This is a genomic window from Staphylococcus sp. HMSC034G07 (genome assembly GCF_001835975.1).
GTDB lineage: Bacteria > Bacillota > Bacilli > Staphylococcales > Staphylococcaceae > Staphylococcus > Staphylococcus ureilyticus.
Map to the genome: position 1 here is coordinate 27,023 of NZ_KV826607.1, position 11,677 is coordinate 38,699.

At 30.5% G+C, this 11,677-nt stretch carries 13 protein-coding genes; 6 read left to right on the top strand and 7 right to left on the bottom strand.

The window, feature by feature from the left end:
- Nucleotides 1-439: 439 nt before the first annotated feature.
- Nucleotides 440-1,261, top strand: coding sequence for a helix-turn-helix domain-containing protein (locus HMPREF2586_RS05465; RefSeq protein ID WP_070658168.1), 822 nt, complete (start codon nucleotides 440-442; stop codon nucleotides 1,259-1,261).
- A gap of 49 nt (nucleotides 1,262-1,310) precedes the next feature.
- On the opposite strand, the gene HMPREF2586_RS05470 is transcribed toward HMPREF2586_RS05465, so the two are convergent.
- The 4 genes from HMPREF2586_RS05470 to HMPREF2586_RS05485 form a co-directional block, all read right to left on the bottom strand.
- Nucleotides 1,311-1,877 carry a DUF4064 domain-containing protein gene (locus HMPREF2586_RS05470; protein WP_046206947.1) on the bottom strand — a complete coding sequence of 189 codons (567 nt, stop codon included), beginning with the start codon at nucleotides 1,875-1,877 and terminating at the stop codon, nucleotides 1,311-1,313.
- 121 nt (nucleotides 1,878-1,998) lie between these two features.
- Entirely contained in the window at nucleotides 1,999-2,451 is a 453-nt protein-coding gene (locus HMPREF2586_RS05475) for a MarR family winged helix-turn-helix transcriptional regulator (RefSeq protein ID WP_046206946.1), read from the bottom strand.
- A 21-nt stretch (nucleotides 2,452-2,472) separates the two neighbouring features.
- Nucleotides 2,473-3,906: a YhgE/Pip domain-containing protein gene (locus tag HMPREF2586_RS05480; RefSeq protein WP_070658163.1), complete on the bottom strand. Its 1,434-nt coding sequence runs from the start codon at nucleotides 3,904-3,906 to the stop codon at nucleotides 2,473-2,475.
- 264 nt (nucleotides 3,907-4,170) lie between these two features.
- Nucleotides 4,171-4,644, bottom strand: a complete 474-nt coding sequence (locus HMPREF2586_RS05485; RefSeq protein ID WP_070658161.1) for a peptide-methionine (S)-S-oxide reductase — start codon at nucleotides 4,642-4,644, stop codon at nucleotides 4,171-4,173.
- Between the two features lie 134 nt (nucleotides 4,645-4,778).
- Between HMPREF2586_RS05485 and HMPREF2586_RS05490 the strand changes: the two genes are divergently transcribed.
- From HMPREF2586_RS05490 to HMPREF2586_RS05500, 4 genes are all read left to right on the top strand, one after another.
- The gene (locus HMPREF2586_RS05490; RefSeq protein ID WP_046206943.1) at nucleotides 4,779-4,997 is read left to right on the top strand and encodes a hypothetical protein; all 219 of its coding nucleotides are present in this window, start codon (nucleotides 4,779-4,781) and stop codon (nucleotides 4,995-4,997) included.
- Nucleotides 4,998-5,286: 289 nt separating this feature from the next.
- Nucleotides 5,287-6,234, top strand: a complete 948-nt coding sequence (locus tag HMPREF2586_RS05495; protein WP_046206942.1) for an oxygen-dependent tRNA uridine(34) hydroxylase TrhO — start codon at nucleotides 5,287-5,289, stop codon at nucleotides 6,232-6,234.
- A gap of 263 nt (nucleotides 6,235-6,497) precedes the next feature.
- Nucleotides 6,498-6,620 carry a hypothetical protein gene (locus HMPREF2586_RS12970; protein WP_256324342.1) on the top strand — a complete coding sequence of 41 codons (123 nt, stop codon included), beginning with the start codon at nucleotides 6,498-6,500 and terminating at the stop codon, nucleotides 6,618-6,620.
- Between the two features lie 274 nt (nucleotides 6,621-6,894).
- The gene (locus HMPREF2586_RS05500; protein WP_046206941.1) at nucleotides 6,895-7,812 is read left to right on the top strand and encodes an AEC family transporter; all 918 of its coding nucleotides are present in this window, start codon (nucleotides 6,895-6,897) and stop codon (nucleotides 7,810-7,812) included.
- A 131-nt stretch (nucleotides 7,813-7,943) separates the two neighbouring features.
- Here the strand turns inward: HMPREF2586_RS05500 and HMPREF2586_RS05505 are convergent, their stop codons facing one another.
- Both HMPREF2586_RS05505 and HMPREF2586_RS05510 read right to left on the bottom strand, forming a co-directional pair.
- A complete protein-coding gene (locus HMPREF2586_RS05505; RefSeq protein WP_046206940.1) occupies nucleotides 7,944-8,783 on the bottom strand; it encodes a YitT family protein in 840 nt (279 codons plus the stop codon).
- A gap of 371 nt (nucleotides 8,784-9,154) precedes the next feature.
- Entirely contained in the window at nucleotides 9,155-9,871 is a 717-nt protein-coding gene (locus HMPREF2586_RS05510; protein ID WP_070812670.1) for a transglycosylase family protein, read from the bottom strand.
- Nucleotides 9,872-10,313: 442 nt separating this feature from the next.
- On the opposite strand from HMPREF2586_RS05510, the gene HMPREF2586_RS05515 reads away from it, so the two are divergent.
- Complete coding sequence (locus HMPREF2586_RS05515; RefSeq protein ID WP_064209903.1) at nucleotides 10,314-10,982, top strand: RluA family pseudouridine synthase; 669 nt, start codon at nucleotides 10,314-10,316, stop codon at nucleotides 10,980-10,982.
- Nucleotides 10,983-11,111: 129 nt separating this feature from the next.
- On the opposite strand, the gene HMPREF2586_RS05520 is transcribed toward HMPREF2586_RS05515, so the two are convergent.
- A partial coding sequence (locus HMPREF2586_RS05520; RefSeq protein WP_070812671.1) for a transglycosylase family protein occupies nucleotides 11,112-11,677 on the bottom strand: 566 nt, incomplete at its 5' end.

The following is an 11,677-nucleotide window of genomic DNA, read 5'->3' on the forward strand; positions in this document are numbered from 1 at the left end:
TAAACTCACTAAAATGCTACTTTTATGATTCTCATTTTATGGAAATCAATACCCTATGACATCTTGCTAATTAGCTGGAATACTGACTTAATACAACGCTGAAAATATTTTCAATTATTCAGTACTTCAAAATTATTCACGAATTGTTCGAATTTATCACTATTTTTACGCTCAATAATAGAATATATTATAAACAGATGTAAAAATTATCCATTTTTTAGTTTTAGAATTTTATTTTATTATAATTACGCAACATTAATTGACGTATTAATTTTAAAAAGAGTACTATTTAAATAAATGAAATTAAATTTAAGTATATCTACATTTCCAAAACAAATTTATTGCTCTCACTCCCAATACCTTAATACTTAATCTGATTCTCATTTTACATAAATTGATGCTAACTTTTGTAGCAACATTTAAGGAATGGAGGGTTTCAATGGATTATAATCACATCATTTATGATGAAGGTGATCAATTAGAAAATTTAAATACACCTAACTTTTCCAATATATATTTGGTTATTTCAGGTATGATTCATTTCCAAAAAGTAAAATCAAATTTTATATTTCATCGAGGCGATGTATTTGTGGTATACGATTTCGAAGAAAATCTCATTGTACATCGAGAAGGTATGCTTGCTTGTATTTCAGTAAATAATTTAAGTTATCATCGTTTCACCTTAATCAATCGAGAAAATCTTCTAGAAAAATATAAATTAAGTAAGTTGATTACCGAAACTTATATTACAACTTTAAAAAATATTTTAGAAAATAATTTATTTAATGGAGACATCGGAGTTATTAAATTAATTAATTACCTCAATTCATCTCAAGCAAATATATATGGTCAGTTGACTTACTCGAATAAATTAATTAAAAACGTTGTAGACTATATTAACCAACATTACAAGCAACCATTAACGCTTAATTTACTAGCTAAAACATTTTACGTAAATAGTAGTTATTTATCTAGAGAATTTTCAAAAAAAATGAATATTTCATTAATCAAATACATTAAAAAAGTTAAAATCTATAGTTTATCTAGGGATTTATTAACAAATGGCAATAGCGAATCAATTTGGGTAGATTATGGGTTCCGTTCATACAATACTTATTTGAGAGATTTCAAAAATGTGATGCATATGACACCAAAAGATTTTATAAAACAACATAATTCTAAAAATACAAATACGAAGATAGAGCCACATCAATTATATAATCAACTCCAATTAATTTTAGATACAATCAAATCTGAATAATATATAAAAAATCCAAGTTTACCTATCAAAGGCAAACTTGGATTAAAAATTAATATTTATATTTATTATCCTCGTCAGTATCGGAATAATTTTCTTTGATTTTTTCTTGTTCGTTCTCTTTTTGATTTTCAGATAATACATATGAGTTATTATGTTCATTTACTTGTGACCCATCTTTGATAAAGGGATTAGCATCATCTTCCTCATCTCTGCTATAAATAGGTTTTTGAGGTTTTCTTACTAGCAACATGATACCGGCTACTAACCATAAAATGGCAGTAATCCAGTTACCGATTAATGAAATAACACCCACAATGATTAATAAAATGCCGGCAGCTTTGGCTTTTTTACCAATTAACACTGCACCAATAATCGCCACTATAAGTAGCACAATAGATAATACTAGTCCTGCAGTTACCAAGGCACTTAACATATTAATAACCGCTTCTCCATTTTCATATGTGATTGAACTATCATCTTCCATCATTGCTTGTATCATTGCATTTTTATTGTCACCATTTCCAATTAATGGTAAGAATATTGCCAGAACAATTACACCTAATAGCTGTAAACCAATACCAATCCAGGCAAGTATACGTTCAGCTGTTCTTTTCATTATGTTTCACCCCTAATCAAAAATTTATGTTTTTCAGTTAGTATACGCTTGAAATTATATCATTTAGTATACTAATCCTGTAGCTACAAGTCCATGTATAACTCATTTAATTGCTTAGTAATTATTTACTTTTTCTAAAGGCTTCATCGATTCGTTCCAATTGATTTACAAAATCTTCTATTTCTTCAAGTGAAAATTGGTTACCTAAGCGATTTTTCACTGATTCACTCATTGCTGAAGTCGCTTGTTTTAAGAAACTTTCACCTTCTAAACTTAATTGGACTAATTTAATTCTTTTATTGTTTGAGTGTGCCCTTTGCACATAACCCATTTCTTCAAGTTTACCGATTCTTTTTGAAGCAGCTGTTTTAAATATATTTTGTAGCCCAGCTAACTCATTAATCGTAACTTGACCTTTTGTTTGAATAATTCTCATCGCTTCAATTTGTTCTCTTGAAAGTAGGTTTGTGAGAGATGATTCATTCACCATTTCAATAATTTCTTTGTTTAAATACAGCATCACGATTTGAAATTTGGTTATCGCTTTCTCAATCGATGCATCTACATCATTCATCACTTTATCCCCCTTTATAAGTTACTTGAATTCGATAGAAAGTGGTAATTTTTCACGTTTATTAAACCATAATAAAACTAAATATTGTAAAATCATCATTACGATAATGATTCCGATAAGTAGAGCTACAACAAAACCAAAGTCGAAGTGACCTGCATTAGTGAATATTGCTTCTCTATATCCTTGAATAGCATATGACATTGGTGAAAATGGATGTATCCATCTATAGAACGTTGCAGAAAGCTCTATTGGGAACATACCTTCACTTGCACTCAATTGTAAGATTAAAAGAATCATTGATATAAAGAGTCCTATTCTATCTAAGAATAATGTTAGGAATGATGTGATTGTAATTGCTGCAATAGCCCATAATAACCCTACTAATATAAATTTCCAGACATTACCAACTGACATATTAAATACAAATAATACCCAACTACTCATGAACAATGCAGATAACGCACCTTGAACAATATATAATGCAAATTTTCCTAAAGTTTGTCTTATTGAAGTTGTAGATTTATCAATCGTTTTTCTCAATGGATAAATCGCACTAAACGATAGCGCACCAACAAATAAACTTACACTTGCCATATAAGGAACAATTGTTGCACCATATTCATCAGCATTCGTCGGATTATTTTCTTTTACTTTAGTAACATCATTAAGCGCTTTTTCATTTTCGGATTCAAATGAAACATTGTTTTGCTGACTCACTGCGTCGTCTATTTTTGATTTTAATTCGTCATTATTAGCCTGAAGCTCTTTCAACCCATCTGTTACTTGCTGATTTCCTGATAATAACTTTTTAGCTGGTTGACCTACCATCGGCGCCATTTGTTGAATACCATTTGTCACTTCTTGATTACCATCAATAAGTTGTGTTTCTGCATCAGACATTTGCCCTAATGCATCAGATGTATCTTGATAACCTGATTGTGATTTTTTAGCACTAGCGAATAATTCATTCAAATAATTTGATCTAATATTATCTTTTATAGATTCAGTCACTGTATTGATAGCTGAATTTGCAGATTGACTGCCCGTATAGCTAGAGCCTGGGTTCACCTTAGTTTCCAGATTTATTTTTTTAGGATTTTCATCTAAAATTGTCGTTGCATTGGATGAAGCATTCTTGGGAACGATAATTGTTCCTACACTTTCACCTCTATTCAATTGCTTATCTGCTTCTTTTTCAGAAACAACTTGAAAATCAAACTTATCATTATCTTTTAATTTGTCTACTAAATCATCACCGATAGTAATATCTTTATTATTAAGCGTTGCTTTTTCATCATGGTTGACAACAGATATTTTTAGATTTTCTGTCTTGTCGTATGGATCCCACATTGAACCAACAAACAAAGCTACATATAGCAATGAAATAAGCGATATAGCAATTAAAGAGACCACTAACATTTTATTTTTAAAAATAAATTTAAATTCATTCAACATTTTCCAACTACCTTCCTTTAATCGTACATCCCGTGTACTATAAGATAAAAAAAGACTAAAACAAAAATATTTGTCTTAGTATAATGCGTATGACTAAGTATTTAAAGGGATGAAAATACATTAGTACACCCCATGTACTTTTAGTATATTACGCGCCTTAAATTTAAATGTCAAACCCTTTTTTCAAAAATTTTATGGTTATTTTTTATGAAAATGTTTTCAAAATATACAAAGAAGTTTTACTTTAAAATCTATATTGTTTCATCACTTTTTATACTTATTAATAAGTCCTTTAGGTATATGACAGTAGTCATTTGGAAATTTTGATAATCTGTCTTGATGTGCTTCTGCACTTTTAACATAATTCGTCAGTGGCAATACCTCTGTGGCTATAAGATGATGATCTTCAATTGCATCTATGTATGCCTGTGCTTCTTTTAAATGTTTTGCGTCTTCACTATATAAGCCAGTTCTATATTTTAATCCTATATCTTGACCTTGTTGATTTACACTATAAGGGTCAATAATTTCAAAAAGATACCCCATTAAATCAGAAACAGATACTTTTTCCGGTTCAAAACCCGTTTTAATTACTTCTACATAACCATCATATTCTCCATCAAGTGTATGCGTAATACCATTTGCCCTACCAGCTTCTGTTTGAATGACACCTGGTAATGTCTTAACGAATGCCTGAACACCCCAAAGGCATCCACCTGCTAAATATACAGTTTCCATACTATCCTCTCCTGCTTTATTTCATTGATTAATAAAAGTATATCCACCTCAAGCATATGATGCAAACGCCTATATATTGATGGTTTATTTTTTGTTAATAGGGAAAAATATAATAGAGAATAAGGAGGTATAACATGCCTAAAGTTAAAGAAAGATTATTAGAAGATATTGAAGAAAAGCCTTCAAGAGCTGACAGTGATTTTAATTCAGAGAAAGAAATGCAACAAAATGCTTTTGAACGATTAGGCAAAGATGTAGTGATTATAGAAACACTTTCTATTATGAATATTATCTTTGCTATCAGTACAATTAGTTTAGTAGTTGCACTTATCTTTACAAATAAAAATAAGTAAATTTATATACATGTTCTTTTCATTGATAATAAATTTGAAAAGAACATGTTTTTTATCATAATTCAAACGCTCTTCAAAAAATTTTTGACAATATTTAGTTTTACAAAATTTTTAAATTGAATATTGTTCCTTTTTTGTTACAATATAGTGAGGAGAATTTCGTCCTTTTATAAAAGCATATAGCAAACATTCATCATATCATTATGGATTGTAGCCGCACGACATCACTAAACTATTAATTTTATATAAAACTATTATAAACAGAAATAAATTAGAGGAGAATAGAATTATGGATTACAGAGTATTATTGTATTATAAATATACAACGATTGAAGACCCAGAAACATTTGCTACAGAGCATTTAGATTTTTGTAAAGATTTGGAGCTTAAAGGACGTATCTTAGTATCAACTGAAGGTATTAATGGTACTGTATCAGGAACAGTTGAAGCAACAGAAAAATATATGAACGCATTACAATCAGATGAAAGATTCAAAGGAATTACTTTCAAAATTGATGAAGCAGATGGTCACGCGTTTAAAAAAATGCACGTGCGTCCTAGAAAAGAAATTGTAGCATTAGATTTAGAGCAAGATATTAACCCTAAAGAACTTACTGGTAATTATTTATCACCTAAAGAATTTAAAGAAGCATTATTTGATGATGACACAATTGTTATCGATGCGCGTAATGATTATGAATATGATTTAGGACATTTCCGTGGTGCGATTCGACCTAATATTACTCGTTTTAGAGATTTACCAGACTGGATTAAAGAAAATAAAGATCAATTTATGGATAAAAAAATCGTCACTTATTGTACTGGCGGTATTCGCTGTGAGAAATTCTCCGGTTATCTATTAAGAGAAGGTTTTGAAGACGTAAGCCAACTTGAAGGTGGTATCGCCACTTATGGAAAAGATCCAGAAACAAAAGGTGAGTATTGGGACGGCAAAATGTACGTATTTGACGAACGTATCAGTGTAGATGTCAATCAAGTTGAAAAAACTGTTGTAGGTAAAGAATGGTTTGATGGGACACCTTGTGAACGTTACATCAATTGTTCTAATCCTGAATGTAACCGTCAAATTTTAGTATCTGAAGAAAATGAAGCACGTTATTTAGGCGCTTGTTGCCATGAATGTGCTGAACACGAAAATAATCGCTATGTTAAAAAACATGGTATTAGTGATGAAGAAAAAGCAAAACGCCTAGAAAACTTTAAACAACTTGTCTAGTAAATGATGCTTTGAAATACTGTATGAACATACGATAATGTCATACAAAATATTAGACATATCTATCAAGTTAACAAAAAAATAGTCTGGGACATAAAGTTCTTGGACAAGTGAAAAGGCAATTTCTATATTATTTCAATAGAAATTGCCTTTTTTCAATACTGTTTTAATTATAATTAGCTCATTGAGTTACAACTTGGATTGATATAGTGTCTTATTTTTTAAAGTATTTAACGTAAAAGTACATATGAATACATTGTATTTTGGCGAGACGTTTGCTGGAACAAGACAATCTGAAGACGAGACAGACTGAATCTGTCCCTAAGAAATCGAGCCAACAATATGCTGCAGTATTGAATAATCAAAGAAACACTCAGATGGATTGAATTAAATCATATGAGTGTTATTTTTCTAGGGTTTATGTTTCAGTACCTTGTCTTTTTAAAATTACTTTTTTTACATAATTAGCTACCGCACGCTTTATATTTATTGAGATTTTTACATTTCACTTACTATTTGAGCAACATAATGATAACCTTTACTTATCAATTCTAATTATTAAGATTTATTTTACTTATAATAAATATGTGCTAACGTAAAAGTAAATGAATATTGCATTATTTTTCATCACATAAAATTTTTAGAGATAGAAGGTTGCTTATGTTTATTTTTATTCTTTCAGAAGTTATTTTGCCTATTTTACTTCTGATATTGTTGGGTTTAATACTTCAAATAAAATTTTCTTTTAATCTTAAACACTTTTCCACTTTAATAACATACTGTTTAATGCCGGCATCAGTATTTGTAAACATTTACCAAATTAACATTGATATACCTTTATTACTAAACATAATATATTATATTATCATTTTCAGCGTTATTTTAATTTTACTTGGCAATTTAATTTCTAAATGTCTACATTTGGAAAAAGGAGAAAGTGCTGCTCTAAAAAATAGTATTTCGTTAATGAATTCAGGAAATTACGGGTTACCAGTCAGTCAACTCGTATTTAGTCATAATCCAATCGGTGTCTCAGTCCAAATTTTCATTTTAGTATTTCAAAATTTACTCACATATTCTTATGGTATGTATAATCTACTATCAGCTAGTAAATCAATGGCAGATATCACACGCGGATTTTTACGTCTACCAGTTTTTCATGCACTTCTGCTAGGAATTATCTGCCAAGTTTTTACTGTTAAGCTTCCCAAAACGATTTTAATTCCCCTCGATCAACTCTCTGATGGATTTGTAGCTATAGCACTGATTTTGTTAGGAGCACAACTTGCCAGAATTAAAATCAACTTTTTCCATCGCGTTATTTCATGGTCACTTATCGGTCGTTTAATAATAAGTCCAATACTTTCTTTAGCAGTTATCTATTTATTAGGCTTAGACGGTGTTGTAGCACAATCACTTTTTATTGCTAGTTCTTTTCCTACTTCAAGAAATACTTCTACGATTGCCATGGAATATCAAATTGAACCGGAATTACATGCACAAATTGTATTGTTTTCTACATTATTTAGTATTTTTACAGTTACCACTGTTATCTTTTTATCTCGTATCTTATTTTAAAAATTGGTAATGATAACATATTTATCCCATAACAAATGCGCATATAAAAATACCAGCCATCCAATATATAAATGAAAGACTGGTATTTTCAAATTTTTGTAGTTAATTTGAAGATATTTGCTTTTCTATGCTTATTGTAATTTCATAAATCCATTTCCTAGGACATCTCGTACATCATGGATTACTAAAAAGGCATTTTCATCATGACGATTTACAATTTTTTTAATTCTAGCTAACTGATTTTGAGGAACGACTACGTAAAGCACATTCGTTTCTTTTTGTTGATATCCTCCTACACCATTTAACAGTGTTGAGCCACGACCTGTTTCTTCATTAATTTGTTTACTAATGTCTGCATTAAAATCTGAAATAATAGTAATTGCTTTTTTAGGATTAAATCCTTCTATTACAAAAGACATGCTTTTTTCAACGATAAACAACATGACAATAGTATAAAGTACATTTTGTATAGGTAAGACAAGTAAGAATGATAAAACTATCAATGAATCAAGTATAAATAATGCTTGTGACGTTTTAATTTCGCTGTATTTGTTTATAATTTTTGCAATAACTGAAGTACCGCCCAATGTACTACGGGCAGATATCACAAATCCTGTACCGATACCAATGAGCACGCCTGAAAAAATAGTATTGATAAAATCAGACTCTAAATTTAAATTAAAAGATTCAGTAATACCCAAGAAGAATGAACTTGCAACCACAGTAATCAAAGTATAAAGTGCAGTTGTTTTACTTAGATATTTCCAACCAACACCAATTAATATGATGTTAATGATAAGTGTCGTCAACGCTGGAGAAAGACCTAAAGTATATTTTAGATTCAAAGAAATACCGACTGTGCCACCTTCTCCTAAATTTGAAGCTAAAACAAAAGAATTGACGCCTATTGCAATTAAAAAAGTACCTAAAAGACAAAAACAAATATTTTTCAGATGAATTTTATATACCATTGAACCAACACCTCTTTCTATAGATTAATCTATTTTTTGAACAACCATTTTCTTAACTATACTTCGTCCATTTTGCTTTCAACACAAAAAGAAACTTTTCAGCAATAGCTAAAAAGTTTCAGAATTACAATTTCAAATTATAATTTTTTTAATACAGAAAACATAATAATAAAAATACGTATGTTTTTCAATGTATGCGGGTTATGTTGAATTATAAGTATATAATGTTTACTTCAATTTATTATAAGCTGTTTAATATTATGCTCTAATTTAATCATTTTCATGTTCCACTAAAAAATGAAAAATCCCTAGATTCTATAAAAGAACCTAGGGACTGATGATACAATATTTCAAAATTAAATATTATTTTATTATGCAGTAACCCACTGTGAAGCACCTTCAGATTCATATAAATCCATTGCTGCTTGGTCTTGTACTGATTCTGGTGCTTCCGTTGGTGATACACCTTTATATTCATCTGGTGCTACTGAATCCCATGTACTTTGTAGGAATTGATATTTACCTGCTGCACCTGAAGATGGATTAACTGCTTTTAAGTCGCCACCTGATTCACGTTGCGCGATTTGTTTCAAGTGATCGTTCACGTCTACAGATGAACCACTTGATGCTTCACTTGAACTACCTGTTGATTGTTGTGATGAAGCTGCTTCTTGTTGTGGTTGTTGCGTTTGCTCAGTTTGAGGTGCTTGCTCTTGTGCTGGTTGTTCTGATGAAGCTTGTTGTGGTTGTGTTTGGTCTTGAGTTTGCGGTGCTTGTTCTTGTTGTCCTGCATTAGTTGTTGATTGTGTTGATGCATCGCTTGATCCGTTTGAACCTTCACCATAGCTCCATGACCAATTTGTGCCATCAGATTCAAAGTTATAATTTAAATTATCTTGATTAAAGTTATAGTTATAAGCACCTTCATGTACTGGCTTAGCATTTAATTGTTCAGGGTTGTTTTGTGCTTGTTGAGCTAGTTGTGCTTGATCGATACCTTGTTCAGACGCATCTGCTGAATTTCCTGCTGCAATTCCTGTTACGCCAAGTCCTACTGCTAACGTTGAAGCTAATACTGTTTTTTTCATTATTAATAAATCCTCCTAAGAGATAATACTTTTAAATTTGTGTTTAAATTTGTGTTTTCGATTTTGCAAAATTACTTTTATCAAATTTGCTAGTTCCCACTGTAACATCTAGAAAAAGCTTGTGGGTTACAGTGAAGTTAAAAAATATCTAGAATTTTTACGCCTCAATTACATTGATCACGTACCTCAATTCCATTCAAAAAAACCAACACATCAATCAGGAACTATTATTCTACTTTTACAAATATGTAATGACAATGTAATTAGTGTGAAAATAATATTCACTTTCACCTTAATAAATAATTACTTTTTATGATTTTTAAATATAAGGAAGATTGAATTTATATCTAACTACTGATAATATCTTAATTTGGTTTAATTTTAATAATTTTATTTTAAAATTTACGAAAACTAATAATGTATATTATGTTGGAGGAATTAAATGTTCGACAATATTCTTTATGAAGATAACCATTTATTAATGGTAGAGAAACCTATCAATGTTCCTGTACAAGAAGATAACTCAAGAGATCAAGATTTGTTGTCTATTTTAAAAAATTACATAAAAGTCCAATACAATAAACCAGGAAATGTATATCTTGGTCTCGTACATCGCCTTGATCGGCCTGTTGGAGGCGCAATCGTATTCGCTAAAACATCCAAAGCGGCTTCTAGGTTATCTAATGAACTTAGAAAACAAAAATTATATAGAACATATCTAGCGATTATTCACGGTGTACCTTCAAAAAAAGAAGGTGAACTTCGTGATTATTTATGGAAAGATAGAAATAAAAACATTGTATATGTGGTTAATTCCAAGAAAAAAGAAGCTAAAGAGGCAATTTTGAATTATAAAGTTATCAAAACCATTAATCGTAAAACTTTGGTTCAAATCCAATTAAAAACAGGTCGTTCACATCAGATTAGAGTTCAATTCGCAAATCAAAACTTACCCTTATACGGAGATCAAAAATACGGCCAAAAATTTAATAAACCCGGTCAACAAATCGCACTTTGGGCATATAAACTCAGTGTCAAACATCCAACTAAAGATGAAATTATTTCTGTAACTTCTACTCCAAATGAAGGTGTTTGGAATGACTTTTTATAACTTTATGCTTAAATACACGTAACTTTATCCAATTGTTAAATAAAAAAGCTATGAAAGCTTCTCTACTGAAAGATGCTTTCATAGCTTTTATTAGTATTTTTTGATTTTAATTAAGAATTATAATTCAGATTATGCAGTAACCCATTGTGAAGCGCCAACTTCATTGTAAAGTTTTACAGCTGCAGCATCTTGTACTGATTCTGGTGCTTCTGTTGGAGATACACCTTTATATTGTGCTGGTGCTACTGAATCCCAAGTGCTTTGTAAGAATTGGTATTTACCTGCTGCACCTGAAGATGGGTTAACAGCTTTTAAGTCGCCGCCTGATTCACGTTGCGCGATTGCTTGTAAATGTGAATTAACGTTTACTGAAGAACCACTTGAAGCTTCATTTGAGCTTGATGATTGAGTTGAAGCTTTTGTAGTTGCTTCTTGTTGAGGTTGTTGTGTTTGTTCAGTTTGTGGTGCAGTTTGTTGAGCTGGTTGCTCAGTTTGTGCTTGTTGTGGTTGTTCTACAGTTGAAGCGTTAGCGCTTGAACCTTCGCCATAACTCCATGACCAAGTTTGTCCATTTGATTCAAAGTTATAGTTTAAACCATTATAATTAAAGTTATAGCTATATGAACCTTCTTGTACTGGTGATGCATTTAATTGTTCTGGGTTAGATTGTGCTAAGTTTGCTAATTCTGCTTTGT